This window comes from Streptomyces sp. NRRL F-6492, assembly GCF_001280125.1.
Classification (GTDB): Bacteria; Actinomycetota; Actinomycetes; order Streptomycetales; family Streptomycetaceae; genus Streptomyces.
This window is the reverse complement of record NZ_LGEG01000249.1, coordinates 1-24859: the sequence shown is the minus strand read 5'-3', so window position 1 is coordinate 24859 and position 24859 is coordinate 1. Positions and strand designations below refer to the sequence as shown.

25 protein-coding genes are annotated in these 24859 nt (G+C 72.3%); 15 read left to right on the top strand and 10 right to left on the bottom strand.

Annotation, left to right across the window (positions count from 1 at the left end; genetic code table 11):
- Positions 1-175: 175 nt before the first annotated feature.
- On the bottom strand, positions 176-628 hold the full coding sequence (gene mce, locus ADL08_RS27590) for a methylmalonyl-CoA epimerase (RefSeq protein ID WP_053647659.1): 453 nt from the start codon (positions 626-628) through the stop codon (positions 176-178).
- A 137-nt stretch (positions 629-765) separates the two neighbouring features.
- Here mce and ADL08_RS27585 point away from each other — a divergent pair, with 137 nt between their 5' ends.
- Complete coding sequence (locus tag ADL08_RS27585; RefSeq protein WP_053647657.1) at positions 766-1968, top strand: acetyl-CoA C-acetyltransferase; 1203 nt, start codon at positions 766-768, stop codon at positions 1966-1968.
- Positions 1969-2024: 56 nt separating this feature from the next.
- Positions 2025-2981, top strand: coding sequence for a methylmalonyl Co-A mutase-associated GTPase MeaB (gene meaB, locus ADL08_RS27580; RefSeq protein ID WP_053647655.1), 957 nt, complete (start codon positions 2025-2027; stop codon positions 2979-2981).
- Between the two features lie 66 nt (positions 2982-3047).
- On the opposite strand, the gene ADL08_RS27575 is transcribed toward meaB, so the two are convergent.
- The 4 genes from ADL08_RS27575 to ADL08_RS27560 all read right to left on the bottom strand — a co-directional run bounded on the left by ADL08_RS27575 (position 3048) and on the right by ADL08_RS27560 (position 5736).
- Positions 3048-3524, bottom strand: coding sequence for a MarR family winged helix-turn-helix transcriptional regulator (locus ADL08_RS27575; protein ID WP_053647653.1), 477 nt, complete (start codon positions 3522-3524; stop codon positions 3048-3050).
- Positions 3525-3665: 141 nt separating this feature from the next.
- Positions 3666-4451 carry an AIM24 family protein gene (locus tag ADL08_RS27570; protein WP_053647652.1) on the bottom strand — a complete coding sequence of 262 codons (786 nt, stop codon included), beginning with the start codon at positions 4449-4451 and terminating at the stop codon, positions 3666-3668.
- Entirely contained in the window at positions 4448-5098 is a 651-nt protein-coding gene (locus tag ADL08_RS27565; protein WP_053647649.1) for an AIM24 family protein, read from the bottom strand. The genes ADL08_RS27570 and ADL08_RS27565 overlap by 4 nt, the downstream gene beginning before the upstream one ends.
- Positions 5098-5736 (bottom strand): AIM24 family protein, encoded by a 639-nt coding sequence (locus ADL08_RS27560; RefSeq protein ID WP_078968055.1) that lies wholly within the window; start codon positions 5734-5736, stop codon positions 5098-5100. Before ADL08_RS27560 ends, ADL08_RS27565 begins: the two co-directional genes overlap by 1 nt.
- A gap of 121 nt (positions 5737-5857) precedes the next feature.
- Here ADL08_RS27560 and ADL08_RS27555 point away from each other — a divergent pair, with 121 nt between their 5' ends.
- The gene (locus tag ADL08_RS27555; protein WP_053647684.1) at positions 5858-6202 is read left to right on the top strand and encodes a DUF3817 domain-containing protein; all 345 of its coding nucleotides are present in this window, start codon (positions 5858-5860) and stop codon (positions 6200-6202) included.
- Entirely contained in the window at positions 6199-6492 is a 294-nt protein-coding gene (locus ADL08_RS27550) for an MTH1187 family thiamine-binding protein (protein ID WP_053647646.1), read from the top strand. Before ADL08_RS27555 ends, ADL08_RS27550 begins: the two co-directional genes overlap by 4 nt.
- 70 nt (positions 6493-6562) lie before the next feature.
- Here the strand turns inward: ADL08_RS27550 and ADL08_RS27545 are convergent, their stop codons facing one another.
- Positions 6563-7555 (bottom strand): ArsR/SmtB family transcription factor, encoded by a 993-nt coding sequence (locus tag ADL08_RS27545; protein WP_053647644.1) that lies wholly within the window; start codon positions 7553-7555, stop codon positions 6563-6565.
- A 75-nt stretch (positions 7556-7630) separates the two neighbouring features.
- Here ADL08_RS27545 and ADL08_RS27540 point away from each other — a divergent pair, with 75 nt between their 5' ends.
- The 4 genes from ADL08_RS27540 (at position 7631) to ADL08_RS27525 (ending at position 11830) form a co-directional block, all read left to right on the top strand.
- Positions 7631-9151 (top strand): MFS transporter, encoded by a 1521-nt coding sequence (locus ADL08_RS27540; RefSeq protein WP_107091988.1) that lies wholly within the window; start codon positions 7631-7633, stop codon positions 9149-9151.
- Positions 9152-9160: 9 nt separating this feature from the next.
- Positions 9161-9670, top strand: a complete 510-nt coding sequence (locus ADL08_RS27535) for a MarR family winged helix-turn-helix transcriptional regulator (RefSeq protein ID WP_053647639.1) — start codon at positions 9161-9163, stop codon at positions 9668-9670.
- Positions 9671-9713: 43 nt separating this feature from the next.
- Positions 9714-10046 carry a DUF3817 domain-containing protein gene (locus tag ADL08_RS27530; RefSeq protein WP_053647637.1) on the top strand — a complete coding sequence of 111 codons (333 nt, stop codon included), beginning with the start codon at positions 9714-9716 and terminating at the stop codon, positions 10044-10046.
- A gap of 83 nt (positions 10047-10129) precedes the next feature.
- The gene (locus ADL08_RS27525) at positions 10130-11830 is read left to right on the top strand and encodes an acyl-CoA mutase large subunit family protein (RefSeq protein WP_053647635.1); all 1701 of its coding nucleotides are present in this window, start codon (positions 10130-10132) and stop codon (positions 11828-11830) included.
- A gap of 110 nt (positions 11831-11940) precedes the next feature.
- Here ADL08_RS27525 and ADL08_RS27520 read toward each other — a convergent pair whose 3' ends face one another.
- Positions 11941-12576, bottom strand: coding sequence for a TetR/AcrR family transcriptional regulator (locus ADL08_RS27520; RefSeq protein WP_053647633.1), 636 nt, complete (start codon positions 12574-12576; stop codon positions 11941-11943).
- Positions 12577-12886: 310 nt separating this feature from the next.
- On the opposite strand from ADL08_RS27520, the gene ADL08_RS27515 reads away from it, so the two are divergent.
- The 5 genes from ADL08_RS27515 to ADL08_RS27495 all read left to right on the top strand — a co-directional run bounded on the left by ADL08_RS27515 (position 12887) and on the right by ADL08_RS27495 (position 17625).
- Positions 12887-13855, top strand: coding sequence for a tetratricopeptide repeat protein (locus tag ADL08_RS27515; protein ID WP_078968054.1), 969 nt, complete (start codon positions 12887-12889; stop codon positions 13853-13855).
- Between the two features lie 600 nt (positions 13856-14455).
- On the top strand, positions 14456-15133 hold the full coding sequence (locus ADL08_RS27510; RefSeq protein WP_053647631.1) for a DUF6230 family protein: 678 nt from the start codon (positions 14456-14458) through the stop codon (positions 15131-15133).
- 114 nt (positions 15134-15247) lie between these two features.
- Positions 15248-15796 carry a DUF6114 domain-containing protein gene (locus ADL08_RS27505; RefSeq protein ID WP_053647629.1) on the top strand — a complete coding sequence of 183 codons (549 nt, stop codon included), beginning with the start codon at positions 15248-15250 and terminating at the stop codon, positions 15794-15796.
- Positions 15786-17108: a hypothetical protein gene (locus tag ADL08_RS27500; RefSeq protein WP_053647627.1), complete on the top strand. Its 1323-nt coding sequence runs from the start codon at positions 15786-15788 to the stop codon at positions 17106-17108. Before ADL08_RS27505 ends, ADL08_RS27500 begins: the two co-directional genes overlap by 11 nt.
- A gap of 166 nt (positions 17109-17274) precedes the next feature.
- On the top strand, positions 17275-17625 hold the full coding sequence (locus ADL08_RS27495) for a hypothetical protein (protein WP_053647625.1): 351 nt from the start codon (positions 17275-17277) through the stop codon (positions 17623-17625).
- A gap of 71 nt (positions 17626-17696) precedes the next feature.
- Here the strand turns inward: ADL08_RS27495 and pyk are convergent, their stop codons facing one another.
- The 3 genes from pyk to pta all read right to left on the bottom strand — a co-directional run bounded on the left by pyk (position 17697) and on the right by pta (position 22562).
- Entirely contained in the window at positions 17697-19127 is a 1431-nt protein-coding gene (gene pyk, locus ADL08_RS27490; RefSeq protein WP_053647624.1) for a pyruvate kinase, read from the bottom strand.
- 82 nt (positions 19128-19209) lie between these two features.
- The gene (locus ADL08_RS27485; protein ID WP_053647622.1) at positions 19210-20484 is read right to left on the bottom strand and encodes an acetate kinase; all 1275 of its coding nucleotides are present in this window, start codon (positions 20482-20484) and stop codon (positions 19210-19212) included.
- The gene (gene pta / locus ADL08_RS27480) at positions 20481-22562 is read right to left on the bottom strand and encodes a phosphate acetyltransferase (RefSeq protein WP_053647621.1); all 2082 of its coding nucleotides are present in this window, start codon (positions 22560-22562) and stop codon (positions 20481-20483) included. Before pta ends, ADL08_RS27485 begins: the two co-directional genes overlap by 4 nt.
- Positions 22563-22963: 401 nt before the next feature.
- Between pta and ADL08_RS27475 the strand changes: the two genes are divergently transcribed.
- Together ADL08_RS27475 and ADL08_RS37360 are read left to right on the top strand one after the other, a co-directional pair.
- On the top strand, positions 22964-23989 hold the full coding sequence (locus tag ADL08_RS27475; protein WP_053647619.1) for an ATP-dependent 6-phosphofructokinase: 1026 nt from the start codon (positions 22964-22966) through the stop codon (positions 23987-23989).
- A gap of 185 nt (positions 23990-24174) precedes the next feature.
- The coding region (locus ADL08_RS37360) for a helix-turn-helix domain-containing protein (protein ID WP_324615459.1) at positions 24175-24859 on the top strand (685 nt) is incomplete at its 3' end.

The window sequence follows — 24859 nt, the reverse complement described above, 5'->3', positions numbered from 1 at the left end:
GATCCCAACCCTGGTCGCAACACTCCACGAGCGCCGCCCCCTCGGCCGGGGACGGGCCCCCGGGGAATCGTGGCAGATCGGACGACCCCGACATCCCGACTTGGGTGCCACGCGGAGCGGCCCCGACCGGCCCCGGCCCGGAGCCGCCCACTCTACCGGGCCGGGAATCCGGAGGTCAGTGCTCCGCCGAGGAGTGGTCGGCCGACGGCTCCGCCGAGGTGACCAGTTCGGTGAGGACGCCGTGGCAGTCCTTGGGGTGCAGGAAGGTGATCCGGGAGCCCATGGAGCCGGTCCGCGGCTCGTCGTAGAGGACCCGGACGCCCTTGCCGCGGATGGCGTCGGCGTCGCCGTCGACGTCGGCGGTGCCGAAGGCGATGTGGTGCACGCCCTCGCCGTTCTTGGCGAGCCACTTGCCCACCGCCGAGTCCTCCCGGGTCGGCTCCAGGAGCTGGAGGTAGGAGGCCCCGCCGTCCGAGGTCTCGTTGATCTTGAGCATGGCCTCGCGGACGCCCTGCTCCTCGTTGACCTCGGTGTGGAAGACCTCGAAACCGTAGGTCGCGCGGTAGAACTCGACGGTCGCGTCGAGGTTGGAACAGGCGATCCCGATGTGGTCGATTCGCGTCAGCATGGCTCCAGTGCAACCCCGGAGGGGCGGTTACGCAACGTGCGCGCCGTCACACCGTCCGGCCGATGACCGGGCGCCGAACGCCTCAGTACATTGGCTGTAAACCCTCGTTCACTTCTCACCCCTAGGGGCCGTGCCTCATGTCTGGAACGACCGGTACCACCTCAGTGATCGTCGCGGGCGCCCGCACGCCCATGGGACGCCTGCTCGGCTCGCTCAAGTCCTTCTCGGGCGCCGACCTCGGCGGCTTCGCCATCAAGGCCGCCCTCGACCGGGCCGGCATCGGCGGCGACCAGGTGCAGTACGTGATCATGGGCCAGGTGCTCCAGGCGGGCGCCGGTCAGATTCCCGCGCGCCAGGCCGCCGTCAAGGCCGGCATCCCGATGAACGTCCCGGCCCTCACCATCAACAAGGTGTGTCTCTCCGGGCTCGACGCCATCGCCCTCGCCGACCAGCTGATCCGCGCCGGCGAGTTCGACGTCGTCGTCGCCGGCGGCCAGGAGTCGATGACCAACGCCCCGCACCTGCTCCCGAAGTCCCGCGAGGGCTTCAAGTACGGCGCGATCGAGATGCTCGACGCCATGGCGTACGACGGCCTCACCGACGCCTTCGAGGGCATCGCCATGGGCGAGTCCACCGAGAAGCACAACACCCGCCTGGGCATCGAGCGCCCCGCGCAGGACGAGATCGCGGCCCTCTCGCACCAGCGCGCCGCCGCCGCCCAGAAGAACGGCCTCTTCGACGCCGAGATCACCCCGGTCGAGATCCCGCAGCGCAAGGGCGACGCGGTGATCTTCGCCAAGGACGAGGGCATCCGCGCCGAGACCACCGCCGAGTCCCTCGGCAAGCTCCGCCCCGCCTTCACCAAGGACGGCACGATCACCGCCGGCACCTCCTCGCAGATCTCCGACGGCGCCGCCGCCGTCGTCGTGATGAGCAAGGCCAAGGCCGAGGAGCTGGGCCTGGAGTGGATCGCGGAGATCGGCGCCCACGGCAATGTGGCCGGCCCGGACAACTCGCTCCAGTCGCAGCCGTCCAACGCGATCCGGCACGCCCTGAAGAAGGAGGGCCTGACCGTCGACGACCTCGACCTGATCGAGATCAACGAGGCCTTCGCCGCGGTCGCCGTCCAGTCGATGAAGGACCTCGGCGTCACCTCCGACAAGGTGAACGTCAACGGCGGCGCCATCGCGCTCGGCCACCCGATCGGCATGTCCGGCGCCCGGGTCGTGCTCCACCTCGCCCTGGAGCTCAAGCGGCGCGGCGGCGGCATCGGCGCGGCGGCCCTGTGCGGCGGCGGCGGCCAGGGCGACGCCCTGATCGTCCGCGTGGCCGGCAAGTAAGCCACCCGGGCGACGGGCCGGGCGGGATCGGGCAAGGTCGGCAAGGAGTTCTGCACATGGTGGACGTCCCCGCACTCGTCGCCCAGGCGCGCGAGGGCAGGCCCCGGGCCGTGGCCCGGCTGATCTCGCTCGTGGAGGGGGCGTCCCCGCAGCTGCGCGAGGTGATGGCGGCGCTCGCGCCGCTCACCGGCGGCGCGTACGTGGTGGGCCTGACCGGCTCGCCCGGCGTCGGCAAGTCGACCACGACGTCCGCCCTGGTCTCCGCCTACCGGCGGGCGGGCAGGCGGGTCGGCGTCCTGGCCGTCGACCCGTCGTCCCCGTTCAGCGGGGGAGCGCTGCTCGGCGACCGGGTCCGGATGGCGGAGCACGCCTCCGACCCGGGCGTCTACATCCGCTCCATGGCCACCCGCGGCCACCTGGGCGGTCTCGCCTGGTCCGCCCCGCAGGCCATCCGCGTCCTGGACGCGGCCGGCTGCGAGGTGGTCCTCGTGGAGACCGTCGGCGTCGGACAGTCGGAGGTCGAGATCGCCTCCCAGGCCGACACCTCCGTGGTCCTGCTCGCGCCGGGCATGGGCGACGGGATCCAGGCCGCGAAGGCGGGCATCCTGGAGATCGGCGACGTGTACGTGGTCAACAAGGCCGACCGGGACGGCGCGGACGCCACCGCCCGCGAGCTCAACCACATGCTCGGCCTGGGGGAGTCGCGCGGGCCGGGCGACTGGCGGCCGCCGATCGTCAAGACGGTCGCGGCACGCGGCGAGGGCGTCGACGAGGTCGTGGAGGCCCTGGAGAAGCACCGCGCCTGGATGGAGGAGCGGGGGGTCCTGGCGGAGCGCCGCAGGGCCCGGGCGTCGCGCGAGGTCGAGACCATCGCGGTCACGGCCCTGCGCGAGCGGATCGGGGACCTGCGCGGCGACCGGCGGCTCGACGCGCTCGCGGAGCGGATCACGGCGGGCGGCCTCGACCCGTACGCGGCCGCCGACGAACTGGTGGCGGAGCTGACGGGCAACTGAGCGGCGCGCGCACGGGAGGGCCCCGCCGGCGATCCGGCGGGGCCCTCTTCCGTCGGCCGCGGACGGCTACGGCTTGCCGCGCCGTCCGCGCAGCTGCTCCGCGACCGGCTTCAGGGACTCGTGGAGGTCGCCGAGCGCCTCGGGGGTGAGCTGGTCGATGAAGTGCTTGCGCACCGACTCGACGTGGTGCGGGGCGACCTTGCGCATGGTCTCCATGCCCGGGTCGGTCAGGACGGCGTACAGCCCGCGCCGGTCGGACTCGCAGTTCTCGCGCCGGACCAGGCCCGCGTTCTCCATCCGGGTGATCTGGTGGGAGAGGCGGCTCTTCGACTGGAGGGTGGCCGCGGCGAGGTCGCTCATGCGCAGCCGGCGCTCGGCCGACTCCGAGAGGTTCACCAGGATCTCGTAGTCGTTCATCGTCAGGCCGAAGGGCTGGAGGTCCTTCTCCAACTGGTACGTCAGCATCCGCTGGACGTCCAGGAAGGTGCGCCAGGCACACTGCTCGCCGTCGGTGAGCCACGGGGTGGCCGTCTCGGTCTCCATGTATGGATTCTACCTAAGAAGTTGAATTCTTGACGAAGTCTGGGAGGGTGACGCCGGGCACCCGGGACCCCACCCGGACGCGGCCCCCCGCACCGCCCCCGGCGCAGACGTTCGAGGGCGTCACACTCCGCAGACTACCGCTCACAGCCCGAAGCGACGCTGGAGGTCCCCCAGCTGGCCGGGAAGGCGCGGTACGGCCCCCTGCTGCCCCTGGCCTGAACCGTACCCGCCGTGACCGCCGGGCACACCCGCCTGGGCCGGGGGCGCACCGGCGTCCCGCTCCGCCATCAGCAGCTCCGTCGACTGGAGCAGGACCGTGCCCGCCCCCACGAACTCGAACTGGTGCTCCTCGCCCGAGGTGCCGCCCAGGCCCGTCAGGGACCGCAGACCGCCCAGCACGCCCGTCAGATAGCCGTGGTCGTAGTGGTGGCAGGGCGACGGGCAGTCCGCCCAGCCGACCAGCGCCTGCGGGTCCACCCGCATCGGCGGCTCCATGAAGACCACCGGACCGTTCGACGCGGCCACGAACTTGCCCGTCCCGATCAGCGTCACGAAGCCCGGCACGATCGACTGCTTCAGCGCCAGGGTCGGCTGGTAGGCCAGCAGGTTCCCGGACCGGATCGTCAGGTTGCCCTCGTCCAGGTCGAAGGAGTTCACGTCGAACGCCCGGTCCGCGAGCAGCATCTTGCCGCTGCCCTCGGCCACCACCCAGTCGCTCGCGTGCAGCGGCGAGTGGAAGGACGTCCGCACCAGCCGGTCGAGCCGCCCGTGCCCGATGCCGTTGAACTCGATCCGCCCGTAGTAGGCGATCATCTTGCCCTTCTGCAGGAACCACTGGGAGCCCTTGAGCTCCACGCAGAAGGTGTACGGGTTGACGTTGTCGTCCGACGGCAGGGTCTGCGGGTCGTGGATGACAGGGGTGCTCACAGCTTCTCCTCCGAGGCCTGGACGTACACCGCGCCGCTGCCGCTCAGCTCCAGCTGGAACGCCTCGCCCGAGCCGCGCCCCACCATGTCCCGCCAGCCGAGCGCGGTGGAGAGCCTGTTCCGCACGTCGCCGTGGTGGGCCACGTACGCCTGCGGGTCCACGTGGACCGGGCGGCCCGGGACGATCGGCAGCTCGATCACGCCGCCGTGCGCCATCACGGCCACCGAGCCGTGGCCCCTCAGGGTCGTGGTGAAGAGGCCCTGGCCGGTCACCTGGCCGCGGACCATGCCCATGACCCCGCCCTGCGAGCCCATGAACATCGTGCCCTGCTCCAGGGTCCCGTCGAAGGCGAGCAGCCGGTCGGCCTCGACGTACAGGGTGTCGCCGGTCAGCGCGATCACCTGGATGTGGTGGCCGCCGTGCCCGAACATCACCGTGCCGCTGCCCTCGACCGTCATCAGCGGGGTCGCCTCGCCCGCCACCCGGCGCCCGATCATCGACATCAGGCCGCCCTGGCCGCCCGCCGTGTTCGGCGTGAAAGCGACGTCGCCGCGGTACGCCAGCATCGCGCCGCGCTGGCTGAACAACCGCTGCCCCGGGACGACGGTCGCCTCGATCATCTTCGAGTTGATCTCACGGAACGGCATCAGACGTCGCCCCCGATCGTGTTCCGCTCGCTGGGCTGCACGTACACCAGGCCGTCCCCCTCGAAGCGGATCTGGAAGGCCTCGCCGCCGCCCTCGCCCATGAAGGTGCGGAAGGTCACCCCCGACTGGAAGTGCTGTTGGAGGTTGCCCTGGTGGGCTATGTACGCGCCGGGGTCGACCTGGAGCGGGTACTGCGGGGTCACCCGCAGCACCACCGCCGGGCCGTCCGACGTGATCGCCGCGTGGCCCGTCCCCTCCACGGTCGTGGTGAAGAGGCCGTTGCCGGTGGCCCCGCCGCGCAGGCCCGTGAAGGTGGTGCCGGTGCGCAGCCCCGCGTCGGTGCACAGCAGGTTGCTCGCCTCCACCCACAGCTTGTCGCCGTGCAGGGAGACGAGGTTGATCTCGGAGGCCCGGTCGGCGAACCAGCAGGTCCCCTGCCCGCGCACCTCCATCACCTCCATCTGCTCACCCGTGAGCCGGCGGGTCACCATGCCGCGCAGGCCCTCACCGCCGCCGCTCATCTTCTTGAACGCCATCTGGCCGTCGTAGGCGACCATCGAGCCGTTCTTCGCCTTCACGGCGTCGCCGGTCAGGGAGACGGCGAGCACCTTGCTGCCTTGGAGTCGGAACGTTGCCACCCGCCGAAGGTACTGGGGACCCGGATAAAGGGACAGCAAAGTCGCCGTGCACAATGGACGGGCCCTTGTGCTTCCGTTCACAAGATCGCGTTCACAAGATCGAACGAAGGTGACCCCCTCCGTGGACATCAAGACCGCCTCCTCCCTCCACCGGCTCCGGCTCGTCTCCGCGCCGGAGGCCGTCTCGTTCCTGCTCCTCCTCGTCTGCTCGGTGCTCAAGCGGACGACGGAGTTCAACGCGGTGCCGGTCATGGGAGCCGTCCACGGCATCCTGTTCGTCCTGTACGTCCTCTTCTGGCTGGACGCCTGGAACCGGACCAGGTGGAGCTTCGGCACCGCCGCCCTGTACTTCGTCCTCTCGGTCCTGCCGCTGGGCGGCTTCTACGCCGAGCGGAGGCTGAAGCGCGAGGCCGAGGACGCGGTCATCGCGTCCCGCGCCCGCCGCGAGGGCACGGTGAACGCGTGATCGTCGCCTTCTCGGTGACCCCGCTCGGCGTGGGCGAGGAGGTCGGCGAGTACGTCGCCGACGCCGTCCGGGTCGTCCGGGAGTCCGGCCTGCCGAACCGCACCGACGCCATGTTCACCTCGATCGAGGGCGAGTGGGACGAGGTGATGGACGTCGTCAAGCGCGCCGTCGCCGCCGTCGAGGCCCGCGCGCCCCGCGTCTCCGTCGTCCTCAAGGCCGACATCCGCCCGGGCGTGACGGACGGTCTGACCTCGAAGGTCGCCACGGTGGAGCGCCACCTCGACGCCTGATCCCCGGCCCTTCGCCCCGAGGCCCCCGCTCCGGACCGGAGCGGGGGCCTTCGCGCGGACGGCGCGGCGGTCAGCCGGTTCCGGGCCGCGACACCGCGAGGCCCAGCGGGGTCCGCTCGTACAGCACCTGGTGTCCGTAGCGCCGGGAGGCGAGCAGCCCCGCGTCCCGCAGCACCGCCAGGTGCGCCGAGACGGTGGAGGGCGCCCGGCCCAGGAGGTGGGCCAGCGCCGTGGTCCCCATCGGCTCCGTCAGGGCGCACAGGACGTCCGCCCGCACCGGGCCGAGGAGCCGCCCGAGGGCCTCCGGGGTGCGGCCCCGGGCGTCCGTCCACAGCCCGCCGATCCCGCGCGCCGGGTACACCACCGTCGGCTGCCACGGCGGGTCGAAACCGCTCACCACGTCGGGCCAGGTGAAGACGGACGGCATCAGGACGAGACCCTGCCCGTCCAGCGGCCGCACGTGCTCGCCGTGGTGGTCCACCCGGAGCGTGGCCGTCTCCGCCGCCCAGGCGAAGGACGGGTGCAGCTCGTCCAGGAGCCGTTCGCACCCGCCCTCCGCGAGCCGCCGCGAGTGGTACGCCACGTCCGCCTCCAGGAGCGCCCGCAGCCGGGGCCAGTCGGGCGCGACCAGCGCCTCCCACGCGGCCCGCAGCAGCTCGGCGAGCCGCCCCACCGCACCGGCCGGGTCCGCGAGCATCCGCCGCCCCTCCTCGGTCTCCGCCGCCCCCGGGGTCGCGGCGAGCGCCCGCTCGAAGTCGTCCAGGGCGAGTGCCGGATCCGTCCTCCGTACGGCCTCGATCTCCTCCTCGAAGGCGGCGGCGGGCCCCAGCGGCGGCGGGTACAGGAAGTCCGGGCTGTGCCCGCGCGCCGGCATCAGCAGGTGCAGCGGCCCCAGGTCGAGCCCCCGCGCGGCGCCCGCGATCCGCCGCATCCAGGGCAGGTGGTACCCCTGCTGCCGGGGCCGCGCGAGGACCCGCACGGCGGAGTGCGTCTCCCACAGCGGCGACACCGCGAACCGGACCCGCAGCGGATCGGCCTCCCCGAAGCGCAGGTGGTACGGCACGGGCCCGCCCTTCCGGAAGATTCGCCTGGACCCGAAAGTCTAGGCCGCGCCCGCCCGCGACGGCAGGCTGCGCCCATGCCGACGCCCGACACCGCCCCCACCCCCGCACGGCCGGGGAGACCGGCTCCTGCCCCGACCACGACGCCCGCGCCCGCCGAGCGGCCGGAGGCGCCGCGTCCGCCCGATCCCGTCGGCGGCCCGGGGGTCGACGCACCCGCACCCGCCGACGGAGCCGCGCTCGCCCGCGCACCCGCGCCCGCCGATGGACCCGAGGCCCCCCGTCCGCCCGCGCCCGCCGACCGGCCGGAGGCGCCCCGTCCGCCCGCGCCCGCCCACGCACCCGCGCCCGCCCACACGCCCGCGCCCGCGGGCGGGCCCGGGCCCGGTTACCGGGCCGTCTTCCGGGTGCGGGAGTTCCGGTTCGTGTTCGTGGCGCACCTGTTCTCCCTCCTCGGGGTCGTCGTCAGCGAGCTCGCGCTCACCGTGCTCGTCTACGACCTCACCCGCTCCCCGCTCCTCTCCTCCCTCACCTTCGCCCTCGGCTTCCTCCCCTACCTCCTCGGCGGCACCCTCCTCGCCGGTCTCACCGACCGGTTCCCGCCCCGCCGGATCCTCGTCGTCTGCGACCTCGTCTGCGCCGCCTGCGTCGTCCTGATGACCGTCCCCGCCACCCCCGTCGCCGCCCTGCTCGCGCTGCGCTGCGCCGTCGCCGTCGTCTCGCCCGTCTTCAACGGCACCCGCATGGCGACCCTCGCCGACGTCCTCGGCGAGGGCGACCTCTTCGTCCTCGGCCGCTCCCTCCTGCGGATCGTGTCCCAGAGCGCCCTGCTCGCCGGGTTCGCCGCCGGCGGCCTCCTCCTCACCGTCGTCCCGCCGCGCGGCGCCCTCGCCGTCACCGCCGTCACCTTCCTCGCCTCCGCGCTGCTGCTCCGCCTCGGCACCGTCCGCCGCCCCGCCCGGTCCGCACGGTCGGGGAGCGGGCTCTCCGGCACCTGGGCGGTCCTGCGCGACCGCCGGGTGCGCGCCCTGATGGTGATGTTCTGGGTGCCGCCGCTCTTCGCCGTCGTACCGGAGGCGCTCGCCGCCCCCTACGCCGACGAGATCGGCGTCTCCACCGCCGCCCTCGGCCTCCTCATGTGCGCGCTGCCCGTCGGCACCATCGCGGGCGAGCTCCTGGCCGGCTCCCTCCTCTCCGCCGCCGCCCGCTCCCGGATCGTGCTGCCGCTCGCCGTCACCGGCGTCCTGCCCTACCTCCTGTACGCCGTCGAGCCCGGCGTCGCCCTCGCGGCCGCCGCCCTCTTCCTGGCCGGCGCCACCGGCGCGTACACCCTCGGCCTCGACGCGTGGTTCGTCGCCGCCGTCCCCGAGGAGCGGCGGGGGAGGGCCATGACCCTGATGACGGCGGGCATGATGACCGTCCAGGGCGTCGGGATGGCGGGGGCCGGGCTCGCGGCCGAGTTCCTCCCCGTCCACACGGTCGTCGCGGGCACCGGGGCCGTCGGAACCGTCTGCCTCCTCGCCGCCGCCGCGGAGCTGCGGGCGGCGGGGGCGACCGAAGGACGAGACGGGGCTGACCGCCAAGTTCCCCATGGGTAAGGTCGACGCGTGCCGAAGCCGCTCAGTCTCCCCTTCGACCCCATCGCCCGCGCCGACGAACTCTGGCAGAAGCGCTGGGGCCCGGTCCCCTCGATGGCCGCGATCACCTCGATCATGCGCGCCCACCAGATCCTCCTCGCGGGGGTCGACGCCGTCGTCAAGCCGTACGGCCTGACCTTCGCGCGGTACGAGGCCCTGGTGCTGCTCACCTTCTCCAAGGCGGGCGAGCTGCCGATGTCCAAGATCGGCGAGCGGCTGATGGTGCACCCCACCTCGGTGACGAACACGGTCGACCGGCTCGTGAGGTCCGGTCTCGTCGCCAAGCGCCCCAACCCCAACGACGGCCGCGGCACCCTCGCCACCATCACCGACAAGGGGCGCGAGGTGGTCGAGGCCGCCACCCGCGACCTGATGGAGATGGACTTCGGCCTCGGCGCGTACGACGCGGAGGAGTGCGCCGAGATCTTCGCGATGCTGCGCCCGCTCCGGGTGGCGGCGAGCGACTTCGACGAGGCCTGACCCGCCCGAAGATCGCCCGGAACGTGCGGTTACGCTCGTCGGCATGAAATCCAGCGTGCTGACCCGCTACCGCGTCATGGCGTACGTGACCGCGGTCATGCTCCTCATCCTGTGCGCGTGCATGGTCGCGAAGTACGGCTTCCACACGGGCGAGGACCTCACCTTCGCGGTCTCCCAGACCCACGGCGTCCTCTACATCGTCTACCTCGTCTTCGCCTTCGACCTGGGATCCAAGGCCCGCTGGCCGTTCGGGAAGCTCCTGTGGGTGCTGGTCTCGGGGACGATCCCCTTCGCGGCCTTCTTCGTCGAGCGCCGGATCCACCAGGAGACGCTCCCGCTGGTCAACGGCGCGCAGCCGGTTCCCGCCAAGGTGTGATCCCTTCGCGGCACCCCGCCCCGCGCCACGCCGCGCGGGGTCTGCCGTCGACATGTACTAGGACGTCCTAGTAAATTTGGGACATGGACGCTGACGCCATCGAGGAAGGCCGCCGTCGCTGGCAGGCCCGCTACGACACGGCCCGCAAGCGGGACGCCGACTTCACCACGCTCTCCGGCGACGCCGTCGAGCCCGTCTACGGCCCCCGGCCCGGCGACACCTACGAGGGGTTCGAGCGCATCGGCTGGCCCGGCGAGTACCCCTTCACCCGGGGGCTCCACCCGACCGGCTACCGCGGCCGGACCTGGACCATCCGCCAGTTCGCCGGCTTCGGCAACGCCGAGCAGACCAACGAGCGGTACAAGATGATCCTGGCCGCCGGCGGCGGCGGCCTCTCCGTCGCCTTCGACATGCCCACCCTCATGGGCCGCGACTCCGACGACCCCCGCTCCCTCGGTGAGGTCGGCCACTGCGGCGTCGCCGTCGACTCCGCCGCCGACATGGAGGTCCTCTTCGAGGGCATCCCGCTCGGCGACGTCACCACGTCCATGACGATCTCCGGGCCCGCCGTCCCGGTCTTCTGCATGTACCTGGTCGCCGCCGAGCGCCAGGGCGTCGACCCGGCCGTGCTCAACGGCACGCTCCAGACCGACATCTTCAAGGAGTACATCGCGCAGAAGGAGTGGCTCTTCGAGCCCGAGCCCCATCTGCGCCTCATCGGCGACCTGATGGAGCACTGCGCGGCGGAGATCCCCGCGTACAAGCCGCTCTCCGTCTCCGGCTACCACATCCGCGAGGCCGGGGCGACGGCCGCGCAGGAGCTGGCGTACACCCTCGCCGACGGCTTCGGCTACGTCGAACTCGGCCTCTCCCGCGGCCTGGACGTCGACGTCTTCGCCCCCGGCCTCTCCTTCTTCTTCGACGCGCACCTCGACTTCTTCGAGGAGATCGCCAAGTTCCGCGCCGCCCGCCGCATCTGGGCCCGCTGGATGAAGGAGACGTACGGCGCGAAGACCGACAAGGCGCAGTGGCTCCGCTTCCACACCCAGACCGCCGGCGTCTCCCTCACCGCCCAGCAGCCCTACAACAACGTCGTGCGGACCGCCGTCGAGGCCCTCTCCGCCGTCCTCGGCGGCACCAACTCCCTCCACACCAACGCCCTCGACGAGACCCTCGCGCTCCCCAGCGAGCAGGCCGCCGAGATCGCGCTGCGCACCCAGCAGGTGCTCATGGAGGAGACCGGCGTCGCCAACGTCGCGGACCCGCTGGGCGGTTCCTGGTACGTCGAGCAGCTCACCGACCGCATCGAGGCCGACGCCGAGAAGATCTTCGAGCGGATCGGGGAGCGCGGCCGCCTTGCCCACCCGGACGGGCGGCACCCGATCGGGCCGATCACCTCGGGCATCCTGCGCGGCATCGAGGACGGCTGGTTCACCGGCGAGATCGCCGAGTCCGCCTTCCGGTACCAGCGCGCCCTGGAGAAGGGCGACAAGCGGGTCGTCGGCGTCAACGCCCACCACGGCTCCGTCACCGGCGACCTGGAGATCCTCCGCGTCAGCCACGAGGTCGAGCGGGAACAGGTCCGCGTCCTCGGCGAGCGCAAGGGCCGCCGGGACGACGCCGAGGTCCGCGCCTCGCTCGACGCGATGCTGACCGCCGCCCGCGACGGCTCGAACACGATCGCGCCCATGCTGGAGGCCGTCCGCGCCGAGGCCACCCTCGGCGAGATCTGCGACGCCCTGCGCGACGAGTGGGGCGTCTACACGGAGCCCCCCGGCTTCTGAGGCGCCCGACACGCGACAGGGGCGGTACGAGGGGCCGACGGGGCGGCACGGGAAGCCGGCAGGGGCGGTACGGGAGGTCCCGTACCGCCCCTCACGCGTCCGTGCGCGGCTCAGCTCCCGGCGGCCGCCGCCGCGCCCAGGCCCCCCACCAGGAGGGCCGACAGGCGCGCCACCCACGGCTCGTCCACCGGCTCGGCGCTGACCAGGGCGCGGTGCACGACCGCGCCCGCGATCACGTCGAAGATCAGGTCGTCGGTGGCGCCGACGGCCGGCAGGTCGCGGTCGGCCGGGAGTTCGCCGCGCCGCTGCGCCCGCATCCGGCCCTCCATGACGAGCCGCTTCTGGCGGTCGACGATGGAGGCGCGGATGCGCTCGCGCAGCGGCTCGTCCCGGGTCGACTCGGCGACCACCGCCATCAGCGCCGTCTTGGTCTCGGGGCGCTCCAGGAGCGCCGCGAACTGGAGCACCACGTGCTCGATGTCGGCCCGGAGCGAGCCCAGGTCGGGGAGTTCGAGCTCGTCGAAGAGGACGGCGACCGCGTCCACCACGAGCTCGCTCTTGTTGGCCCAGCGGCGGTAGAGGGTCGTCTTCGCGACCCCGGCGCGGCCGGCGACGTCCCCCATCGTGAGCTTGGACCAGCCCAGCTCGACCAGGGCCGCGCGGGTCGCCTCCAGGATGGCCTCGTCGGCCTCGGTGGAGCGGGGGCGCCCGGTACGGCTGCTGCGGGGGTTGGTACGGCTGCACATGGACGACGACCATACCCGCCGGTAGGTACGGCGCCAGAGGGCCGTGATGTGAGGCAGTTCACCGTACGGATCGGCCGTGCGCCCTCCCGCCGCCTCCGTCCCGCCAGTTACGCTACGACTCGTAGCGAAAGGCTTTGAGCGGCCCGAGCGACAACCACGGCACCGGGTGGGGACCCGGTGCGAACCGGCGGACAACAGAAGACGAGGAACCGTGGCGTCCACACGTCTCGCACACCGGCGGGAGGCGGGTGGACGGCGCGGTTCGGCCACGGCTTAACGGTTACGCGCGCGGAAGGGGGAGGATGTAGCCATGCAGCCCCGAAACATGTCCATGAGCGGCGTCGTCGACCTCGCCGCGGTGAAGGCGGCCGGAGAGGCCAAGGCGAAGGCGGAGCAGGCGCGCGCCGAAGCCGCCCGGCAGGGCGGAACGGCCGCCGTGCCCCCGTCCGCCCTGGTGATCGACGTCGACGAGGCGGGCTTCGAGCGCGATGTGCTCCAGCGTTCCGCCGAGGTCCCGGTCGTCCTCGACTTCTGGGCCGAGTGGTGCGAGCCCTGCAAGCAGCTCGGCCCCCTCTTGGAGCGGCTCGCCGTCGAGTACCACGGCCGCTTCCTGCTCGCGAAGATCGACGTCGACGCCAACCAGATGCTGATGCAGCAGTTCGGCATCCAGGGAATTCCGGCCGTTTTCGCGGTGGTCGCCGGTCAGGCGCTGCCGCTCTTCCAGGGCGCGGTGCCCGAGGCCCAGATCCGCGAGACCCTCGACCAGCTGATCGCGGTCGGCGAGGAGCGCTTCGGCCTCACCGGCATCGCCGTGGACGCGGACGCCGACCCCTCGGCCCCCGTCGCCGAGCGGCCCGCCGGCCCGTACGACTCCCTCCTCGAAGCGGCGATGGCCGCGCTCGACGCGGGCGACCTGGCCGGCGCCGTCCAGGCGTACAAGAACGTGCTCGCCGACGACCCGGCCCACCCGGAGGCCAAGCTCGGCCTCGCGCAGGCCGAACTCCTCACCCGCGTGCAGGACCTGGACCCGGGCGCCGTCCGCAGGAACGCCGCCGACAATCCGGCCGACGTCACCGCGCAGCTCGCCGCCGCCGACCTCGATCTGGCGGGCGGCCACGTGCAGGACGCCTTCGGGCGCCTGGTGGAGACCGTGCGCCGCACGGCCGGTGAGGACCGGAACGCGGTGCGGCTGCGGCTCCTGGAGCTGTTCGAGGTGATCGGCGCCGACGACCCGCGCGTGACGGCGGCCCGACAGGCCCTCGCCCGCGTGCTGTTCTGAGGCCTCCGGGACCTCGTCCCGTGCGCCTGATCGCCCGGCGATTTGGCAGCGGAGTGACAAACGGCGGCCGCGCTTTACCAAAACTTGGTAATCGCGGCCGCTGTTACTTGCAGTAAATCGAACCCGGCGTTCTGCCCTGGTTCGTCCGTCGATCTCCCGACATTCCCCACCCTTCGAACGCACCCTGTGTGCCCGTTCGGTCCCGTCTCGCCACGTCGCGGTTATCCACCCGTTACTAGCCAGTAACGAACCCCCTTGTGCGGGCGCCCGGAATGGACCACGATCGGCCACGCTCGGTCCGAACCGCACGACCCCGGCAACCAACCGGGGCCGCGGAGAGGGTCCCCACCGGGCGGACCGGCGCTCCGGCGTCGGTCGTGGACAGGGGGGTTCCCGCTCTCACCGAACGGGGCCTGTCCAATCAGGTCACGCGCACCGCGTGGCCCATGGTTGTCGCTCGGGGGTGATCGCCGGTGACTCGGACACGCAGCGCGTCGTTCGACGCCCCGGCGCTCTCCTTCCCGAGGACGTAGCTCTTCTCCCATCGCAGATCGGGCCCACGCCCCTTCTGGAGATGTACGTCCGAGAAGGAGGATTCTCATGAAGTCCCAGGTTCGTGGCGGGACCAGATGGAAGCGTTTCGCCGTCGTCATGGTGCCCAGCGTGGTCGCCACGGCGGCGATCGGCGTCGGCCTGGCGCAGGGCGCGCTCGCCGCGTCGTTCGCGATTTCCGGCCAGGAGTTCAAGGTCAAGGCGAAGCAGCTCGAGGGCTGGGACTTCGTCCAGTACGGCAGTTACGTCAACGGCAAGGGCCTCAAGGGCGAGGACATCGCCGCGCCGGTCGCCGTCTCGGGCTTCTCCGAGGCGTACATCACGGCCATGTGCCAGTCCGTCGTGACGCCCGAGGTCCCGTTCATCGGCCCGGTCTCCCTGCAGCTGACGGCCGGTACCAAGGCCGAGCAGTCCGGCAAGAAGGAAGACAAGGTCTACGCCAAGGGCATCTACCTGGACGTCTCCGACCTCAAGGCGGACGCCGAGTTCACCAACATCGACATCGGTGTCGCCGCCGGCGCGCTCAACGCCGAGGACAAGAGCAAGCCCGGCATCCAGCCCGGCACCGAGAAGAAGGCGCACCCGTACGGCTTCGGACAGCGCGCCCAGCACGCGGTGCTGTCGAACGTGGAGCAGAAGGCGTGGGCCACCACCGCCGCCACCTTCAAGCTTCCCGACCTGAAGCTGTCGCTGCACCGCGGTGTCAAGGAGTGCTTCGCCGGCTAGTACCGGCCCGGTGGGCGGGGTCGTTCCTTGCGGCCCCGCCCGTACGGCCGCGCGCCCGCGGCTCCGTCTCTCAGTAATTCTTCTCAGCAAGACCGCTTCCAGGGAGCTGTTTCCATGAGCGCCGATCCCACTGCTTCCCGTGAAGTCCCCAAGGAGAAGCGGTTCAAGGTCTGGAGGCAGACCCGGCCCTTCTGGGCGGGACTGCTCACCCTGCTGGGTGGTGTCCCCATCGCGTATCTGCCGTACGGCGACATGCGTCTCGGGAACATGACCCTCGCCATGGCGACGACCGCCGGGGCGGGTGCGCTGATCATCGGCGTCCTGCTCATCACGCTCGGACTGACGATGTGGTTCCAGCCCATCGTCCGGGTCTTCGCGGGCGTCGCGGCGATCGTCCTGGCGCTCGTCTCCATCCCGGTGTCGAACTTCGGTGGCCTCGTCATCGGGTTCATGCTCTCCATGATCGGCGGCGCCATGTCCATCGCCTGGGCGCCCGCGCCCCCGGTCGAGGAGGCCGTGGACACGGAGGACGACGCCGAGCCGGAGGCCCCCGCCGAGGCCGGGGCCGTGCTGACGGCCGGACTCCCGGAGCAGCGCGGACCGGAGCACCACGCGACCCACAAGACGTTCGATGCCAACGGCGGGAGGAACAGTGCGGGGTGACGAGACCCAGCCGGCGCTCGCGAAGGGCGGACCGCGCCACGCGGCCCCACGCAAGTCGCTGCTGAACAGGATCCAGGGCCCCGCGGGCAAGGCGATGGCGCTGGCCGCCATGCCGACCGCGGTGTTCGTGGGGATGGGCCTCACGCCCAAGATCGCCCTCGCCGACGACAAGGACATCCCCTTCGCCCCCGGCCCCTGCGTGACGCGCTCGGACGAGCCGACGCCGGAGGCCTCGGAGACGGAGAAGGAGACGGCGAAGCCGACGGCCACCCCCTCGGCGACCGCGACCGCGTCCCCCTCGGCCACTCCCTCCGGCACCCCCTCCGCCACCGCGACGCCGACGCCGACCGCGACGACGACCGGACAGGCGAACACGCAGCGGGTGCGGACCACCACGGCTCCGAAGCCCGCCGCCACGCCGACCCCGACGGCCACACCCACGCCGACGAAGTCGAAGAACCCGCTGGACCCGCTGGGCCTGGGCGACGCGCTGAAGGACGTCTTCGACGGCCTCGGCCCGAAGGCGACCGCCACGCCCACGACCGCCGCGCCCACCCCGACGGCCACGCCCACGACGGCGGCGCCGACGACCCCGGCCCCGACGGCCTCCGCCCCGACGGCCCCGGCCACCGCGCCGAAGGCGACCAACGCCCCGAAGCCGGCCGCCGACCCGGACGCGGAGAAGAAGAAGGCCGCGATCCGCGAGGCGGCCGAGAAGGCCGGTGCCAAGACGGAGGAGCTGCCGGAGAGCGCGAAGGGCCTCGACGCCAAGAAGGACGAGGACATACCCGAGGGCGCCAAGCCCCGCTTCCCGTGCCCCGAGCGCGACGACGCGGCGCTCGCGGCGGCCGAACTGGAGCCCGGCGTCCCGCTGCTCCCGGACGAGCCGTGGGTCCTGGAGAGCTCGAAGCTCGATCTGCTGGGCCTGAAGTACCACGGCATCGTCGAGGTGAAGACCTACGGCGGCAAGGTCAAGAAGGTGCTGAAGTTCACCGCGAGCACCGTGGTGATCAAGGACCTGCACCAGATAACGGCCCACTCCGAGGGCCGCAAGGCCCACGTCCGCTCCCTTCCCGCCGACCCCAAGGCCGGTCCGTCGACCATCACCGGCGGCACGGTGACGATGTACACGGAGGAGCTGAAGGGCAACATCTTCGGCCTCCCCTTCGTCCGGGTCACCTTCAGCCCGGAGTCCCCGCCCCCGCTGGACGTCCCGCTCGTCTGGTTCACCGACGTGAAGATCAAGCAGGCCGGCCAGTTCGGCGGCACCCTCAAGATCCCGGGCCTCCGCAACACGATCGAGCCCGGCTGATCCCCCGTACCGCTCCGGGAGCCGCACCACATCGCGGGCCGCACCCCCCTTCGCGGGAGTGCGGCCCTGCGGTTCCGGGCCGTGCCCGGCGGGAACGGTCGGCCGATCGTGACCAGGTCCGGTGGGCGAGAGGAGTCCGAGGCCGTCGAGTGTCCGGAGGGACTTCATGGGAGATCCACTGCATCTGGTGAGGACGCCGCACTTCGACGCCGTGTTCATGCTGGGCGCCGAGGACGACGAGGCGACCGTGGACAACGTCGATGTGATCGTCACGCTCCGGGACGGGACGCGGTACAGCGCCACGTTCCTCACGCTCGGGGCGATCCAGAGGTGGATGGAGAGTGAGCGCGAGGAGTACGGGCGCATCCAGTTCCAGTGCCCCGACCTGGTGATCACCCGGGACGCCGGGGTGCCGGCCATGATGCGCGTCCTGGAGACGGCCCACGCGCGCGACGACCTGCGGTTCCTGCTGACCAGGCTGGAGCCGTCGGTCCTCGACGACGACGAGGACGACTGAGCTGAACGCGCGGTGGGCCGCACCCCTTTCCAGGGGTGCGGCCCACCGTCACGTGCGTCCGGCGCGGCGCGTCAGTCGCGCTCGCCGCCGCCCAGGTGGTGCACCCGGACCATGTTCGTCGTGCCGGGGACGCCGGGGGGCGAGCCGGCCGTGATGACCATGGTGTCGCCCTCGTTGTGGCGCTGGAGCTTGAGGAGCTCGGCGTCCACGAGGTCGACCATCGCGTCGGTGTTGTCCACGTGCGGGACGACGAAGGACTCGACGCCCCAGCTCAGGGTGAGCTGGTTGCGGGTGTTCTCGTCCGTCGTGAAGGCGAGGATCGGCTGCTGGGTCCGGTAGCGCGAGAGGCGGCGGGCCGTGTCGCCGGACTGGGTGAAGGCGACCAGGGCCTTGCCGCCCAGGAAGTCCGCGATCTCGCAGGCCGCGCGGGCGACCGAACCGCCCTGGGTGCGCGGCTTCTTGCCCGGGACCAGGGGCTGGAGGCCCTTGGAGAGCAGCTCCTCCTCGGCCGCCGTGACGATCTTCGACATCGTCTTGACGGTCTCGATCGGGTACGCGCCGACCGAGGACTCGGCCGACAGCATGACCGCGTCGGCGCCGTCCAGGATCGCGTTGGCGACGTCGCTCGCCTCGGCGCGGGTCGGACGCGAGTTGGTGATCATCGACTCCATCATCTGGGTGGCGACGATGACCGGCTTGGCGTTGCGGCGGCAGAGTTCCACCAGGCGCTTCTGCACCATCGGGACCTTCTCCAGCGGGTACTCCACGGCGAGGTCGCCGCGGGCCACCATGACGGCGTCGAAGGCCGCGACGACGGCCTCCATGTTCTCCACGGCCTGCGGCTTCTCCACCTTGGCGATGACGGGGACCCGGCGGCCCTCCTCGTCCATCACCTTGTGGACGTCCTTGACGTCGTCGGCGTCCCGGACGAACGACAGGGCGACCATGTCGCAGCCCATCCGCAGGGCGAAGCGCAGGTCGTCGACGTCCTTCTCGGAGAGGGCCGGGACGTTGACGGCCGCGCCGGGCAGGTTGATGCCCTTGTGGTCCGAGACGACACCGCCCTCGATGACGATGGTCCTGACCCGGGGGCCCTCGACCTCGACCACCCGCAGCTCGACGTTGCCGTCGTTGATGAGGACCTGGTCGCCCTTGGAGACGTCGCCCGGCAGACCCTTGTAGGTGGTGCCGCAGATCGACTTGTCGCCCGGGACGTCCTCGGTGGTGATGGTGAACTCGTCACCGCGCACCAGCTCGACCGGTCCCTCGGCGAAGGTCTCCAGACGGATCTTGGGGCCCTGGAGGTCGGCGAGGACGCCGACGGCCCGTCCGGTGTCCGCGGCGACCTGCCGGACGCGGTCGTACCGCTCCTGGTGTTCTGCCTGGGAGCCGTGGCTGAAGTTGAATCGGGCCACGTTCATGCCGGCCTCGATGAGAGCCTTCAGCTGCTCATACGAGTCGACGGCGGGGCCCAGCGTGCAGACGATTTTGGAACGGCGCATGAGGCGGATCCTATCGGTTTGTTTCACTGCGGAATATTCCGTCTGGCGGAAAGTACAAATGGGCGGACGGCCGCTCAGGCGATCACTCGTTCGAGCCCTCCGCGCCCCGTACGAGCGCGTCCCCCGCCGGCGCGTCCTGCCCGCGCGCGCCCCGTACGAGCGCGTAGCTCTGGCGCGCGATCTCCAGCTCCTCGTCCGTCGGCACCACGGCGACCGCCACCCGCGCGTACTCCGGCGAGATGAACCGCGCCTCGTCCGAACGCACCGCGTTGAGCCCCGCGTCCACCGCGAGCCCCAGCTCCTCCAGACCCGCGATCGCCGCCTGCCGCACCGGCGCCGCGTTCTCCCCGACGCCCGCCGTGAAGGCCACCGCGTCCACCCGGCCGAGCACCGCGTAGTACGCGCCGATGTACTTCTTCAGCCGGTGGACGTAGACGTCGAAGGCGAGCGCCGCCCGCTCGTCGCCCTCGTCGACCCGGCGGCGGATCTCCCGCATGTCGTTGTCGCCGCAGAGGCCCACCAGACCGGACCGCTTGTTCAGCAGGACGTCGATCTCGTCCGCCGACATCCCCGCCACCCGCCGGAGGTGGAAGGTGACCGCCGGGTCGATGTCGCCCGAGCGGGTCCCCATGACCAGGCCCTCCAGGGGCGTCAGGCCCATCGAGGTGTCCACGCACCGGCCGCCCCGCACCGCGGAGGCGGACGCCCCGTTCCCCAGGTGCAGCACGATCACGTTCACCTCCTCCGGCTCCTTGCCGAGCAGCCGCGCCGTCTCCCGCGAGACGTACGCGTGCGAGGTGCCGTGGAAGCCGTACCGCCGGATCCGGTGCGCGTCGGCGGTCTCCACGTCGATCGCGTACCGGGCCGCGGACTCCGGCATCGTGGTGTGGAAGGCGGTGTCGAAGACCGCCACCTGCGGCAGGTCGGGCCGCAGCGCCATCGCCGTACGGATGCCGACGAGGTTCGCCGGGTTGTGCAGCGGCGCCACCGGGACGAGCCGCTCGATCTCCGCGAGCACCTCGCCGTCGATGACGGTCGGCTCGGTGAACCGCAGCCCGCCGTGCACCACCCGGTGCCCGATCGCCGCCAGCTCGGGGGAGTCCAGGCCGAGCCCGTCCGCCGCCAGCTCCTCGGCGACCGCCTTCAGCGCGGCCGAGTGGTCGGAGACCGGGCCGTTGCGCTCGCGCTTCCCGCCGTCCCCCCGGAGCGGGGTGTGCGCGAGCCGCGAGGTCTCCTCGCCGATCCGCTCCACGAGCCCCTGGGCGAGACGGCTGTCGTCGCGCATGTCGAGCAGCTGGTACTTCAGCGACGACGAACCGGAGTTGAGGACCAGTACGCGAGTGGGGGTGCCGGTCATGCGGGGAGCTCCTGACCCTGGGACTGGATCGCCGTGATGGCGACCGTGTTGACGATGTCGCTGACGAGCGCGCCGCGCGAGAGGTCGTTCACGGGCTTGCGCAGGCCCTGGAGGACCGGGCCGACGGCCACGGCGCCGGCCGAACGCTGCACGGCCTTGTACGTGTTGTTGCCGGTGTTCAGGTCGGGGAAGATCAGCACCGACGCCTGCCCCGCCACCTCCGAACCCGGAAGCTTCGTCGCCGCCACCGAGGGCTCCACGGCCGCGTCGTACTGGATGGGCCCCTCGATCCGCAGCTCCGGGTGCGCCCCCCGGACGAGCTTGGTCGCCTCCCGCACCTTGTCGACGTCGGCGCCGGAGCCCGAGGTGCCCGTGGAGTACGAGAGCATCGCGATCCGCGGCTCCACGCCGAACCGGGCCGCGGTGGCGGCCGACTGGACGGCGATGTCCGCGAGCTGCTCGGCGTTCGGGTCCGGGTTGACCGCGCAGTCGCCGTACACCAGCACCTTGTCCGCCAGGCACATGAAGAAGACCGACGAGACGATCGAGGCGTCCGGCTTCGTCTTGATGATCTCGAAGGCCGGGCGGATCGTCGCGGCCGTGGAGTGCACCGAGCCGGACACCATGCCGTCGGCCAGCCCCTCCTGGACCATCAGGGTGCCGAAGTAGTTCACGTCCGACACCACGTCGTACGCCAGCTCCACGGTGACGCCCTTGTGGGCGCGCAGCGCCGCGTACTTCTCGGCGAACGAGTCCCGCAGCTCCGAGGTGCGCGGGTCGATCAGCTGCGTCTCGCGCAGGTCCACGCTCAGGTCGGCGGCCTTCTTGCGGATGGTCTCCACGTCGCCCAGCAGCGTCAGGTCGCACACGTCCCGGCGCAGCAGCACGTCGGCGGCGCGCAGCACCCGCTCCTCCGTGCCCTCCGGGAGCACCACCCGGCGCCGGTCGGCCCGCGCCTGTTCGAGCAGCTCGTGCTCGAACATCATCGGGGTGACCCGGCCGCTGCGGGCCACCGAGACCCGCTTGAGCAGGTCGGCGGTGTCCACGTGCCGCTCGAACAGGCCGAGCGCGGTCTCCGCCTTGCGCGGGGTCGCCGCGTTCAGCTTGCCCTCCAGGGCGAAGAGTTCGGCGGCGGTCGGGAAGCTGTTCCCGGCGACCGAGACCACCGGGGTGCCGGGCGCGAGCCGGGCCGCCAGGGTCAGGATCTCCTCGCTGGGCCGCTCGTTCAGGGTGAGCACCACCCCGGCGATCGGCGGGGTGCCGGCCGAGTGCGCGGCGAGCGCGCCGACGACCAGGTCGGCCCGGTCCCCGGGGGTGACGACCAGACAGCCGGGCGTCAGGGCGTTCAGGAAGTTCGGCAGCATCGCGCCGCCGAAGACGAAGTCCAGGGCGTCCCGGGCGAGCCCGGCGTCGTCGCCGAGGACGACGGTGGCGCCGAGCGCGTGGGTGATCTGGGCGACCGTCGGCGCGGACAGGGCCGGCTCGTCCGGCAGGACGTAGCAGGGCACGGGCAGCCGGGCCGCGAGCCGCTCCGCGATGGCCTCCCGGTCCTCGGCCGCCACCCGGTTGACCACCATCGCGAGCACGTCGCAGCCGAGCCCGTCGTACGCCCGGAAGGCGTTGCGCGCCTCGGCCCGCACGGACTCCGCCGACTGGCCCTTGCCGCCGACCACCGGGATGACGGAGGCGCCGAACTCGTTGGCGAGGCGCGCGTTGATCGCCAGCTCGTCGGGGAGCTGGGTGGCGGCGAAGTCGGTGCCGAGGACGAGGACGACCTCGTAGTCGCGGGCGACGGCGTGGAAGCGGTCGACCAGCCGGGAGACCAGTTCGTCGGTGCCCCGTTCGGCCTGGAGGGCGGAGGCCTCCTGGTAGTCCATGCCGTAGACCGTCGAGGCGTCCTGCGAGAGCCGGTAGCGGGCGCGCAGCAGGTCGAAGAGCCGGTCGGGCCCGTCGTGCACCAGCGGGCGGAACACCCCCACCCGGTCCACCTGGCGGGTCAGGAGCTCCATGACTCCCAGCTCGACGACCTGGCGGCCGTCACCGCGGTCGATCCCGGTCACGTACACGCTGCGCGTCACGCCGTGGTCTCCTGTCCAGTCCTGCGGAAGGGCCCGGGCGGTGCCCCAGCTCCGCCTTCCCGGCCCGTACGTCCCTCACCCGTGCGTTCCTCACGCGCGTCCGTCACCTGTGTCCGTCACGCAGGTCCGCGGGTGTGTCAATCAGAAGGGCTTGGAAAGCCCCGATAGGGCGGCATTACCCCCTTGACAATACCCCCGGCGGTGGTTAGGTCGCCCGCCGGACGAAGGGCCCGGAAACCCGGGCCGAAGGGCCCCGGAAGGGCTCCCCGAGGGCTGCCGGGGGACCCCCGGCGGTCCCCCGCGAGGGACGCGCGGAACGGCGGCGAGCGCGCCCCTCAGGCCCGGCGTGTGAGAATTGCCGTGGCTCACACGGACCGCGACCGAGCAGGAGACACAGCACGATGCGCATCGGAGTTCTCACCGCAGGCGGCGACTGCCCCGGCCTGAACGCAGTGATCCGGTCGGTCGTGCACCGGGCGATGACCGGTCACGGAGACGAGGTCATCGGCTTCGAGGACGGCTTCAAGGGCCTCCTCGACGGCCACTTCCGGCCGCTCGACCTGAACGCCGTCAGCGGCATCCTGGCCCGCGGCGGCACCATCCTCGGCTCGGCCCGCCTGGAGCGGAACCGGCTGCGCGAGGCCGCCGAGTCCGCCTCCGACCTGGCCCGCCAGTACGGCATCGACGTCCTCATCCCGATCGGCGGCGAGGGCACCCTGACCGCCGCCCGGATGCTCTCCGACGCCGGCATGCCCGTCGTCGGCGTCCCGAAGACCATCGACAACGACATCTCCTCCACGGACCGCACCTTCGGCTTCGACACCGCCGTCGGCGTCGCCACCGAGGCCATGGACCGCCTCAAGACCACCGCCGAGTCCCACCAGCGCGTGATGGTCGTCGAGGTGATGGGCCGCCACGCCGGCTGGATCGCCCTGGAGTCCGGCATGGCCGGCGGCGCGCACGGCATCTGCCTCCCCGAGCGGCCCTTCGAGGTCGACGACCTCGTCAAGATGGTCGAGGAACGCTTCGCGCGCGGCAAGAAGTTCGCCGTCATCTGCGTCGCCGAGGGCGCGCACCCCGCCGAGGGCTCGATGGAGTACGCCAAGGGCGAGATCGACCAGTTCGGCCACGAGCGCTTCCAGGGCATCGGCAACCAGCTCGCCGTCGAGCTGGAGCGGCGCCTCGGCAAGGAGGCCCGCCCGGTCATCCTCGGCCACGTCCAGCGCGGCGGCACGCCGACCGCGTACGACCGGGTGCTCGCGACCCGCTTCGGCTGGCACGCGGTCGAGGCGGCGCACCGCGGCGACTTCGGCCGGATGACGGCGCTGCGCGGCACGGACATCGAGATGGTGCCGCTCGCGGAGGCCGTGACCCAGCTCAAGAGGGTCCCGGCGGACCGCATCCGCGAGGCGGAGTCGGTTTTCTGAGCCCGCCGGCCTTCACGGCCCCGACCGTCCCCCCGTGGACGGTCGGGGCCGTTTCGGCGTGCCGGCACCTCCCCGGAAATGCCGGATTCCACTCTTGAGCCGGAGCGCGGGATCAACAAGGCTGGGGGCCTGTCCCGGACACGTCCCAACCCTGTCCGCCTGTCCGGGCGAAGGGGGAGGCGCGGATGACGCCGGGGGAGCACGCCCCTGATCCGCGGGGCGTACGGAGCCCCGCCGAGTTCCTCGCGCGCCTCCAGGCGCTCAAGGACTGGTCCGGCCTGACGTACCGCGAGCTGTCGGCGCGGGCGGAGGCGCGCGGGGACGTCCTGCCCCGCTCCACGGTGGCGAACATGCTGTCCCGCACGACCCTGCCCCGCGAGGAACTCCTGACGGCCTTCGTCCGCGCGTGCGGCACCGGCCCGGCCGGGCTGGAGGAGTGGCGGACGGCACGGAGGGAACTCACGGGGCGCCGGGGGTACGGGACGGGGGCGCCGGACCCGGCGGAGACGGACCTGGGCCCGGACCCGGACCCGGCCACGATCCCGGCCCTGGGCCCGGACCTGGACCTGGGCCCGGACCCGGCCACGATCCCGGCCCTGGGCCCGGACCTGGACCCGGCCGCGATCCCGGCCCTGGACCCGGCCGCGATCCCGGCCCTGGGCCCGGACCTGGACCCGGACCCGGACCCGGCCGCGATCCCGGCCCTGGACCCGGACCCGGGACCGGGAGCGGCCCCGGATTCGACCCCGGCCCCGGAGGGCACGGCCCCGGCGCGCGAGGGGCCCCTCGCCTCCGAAGATGCCTCGGCCTCCGAAGAAGCCCCGGTCCCCGAAGATGCCCCGGCCCCCGAAGAAGCCCCGGGCCCCGAGA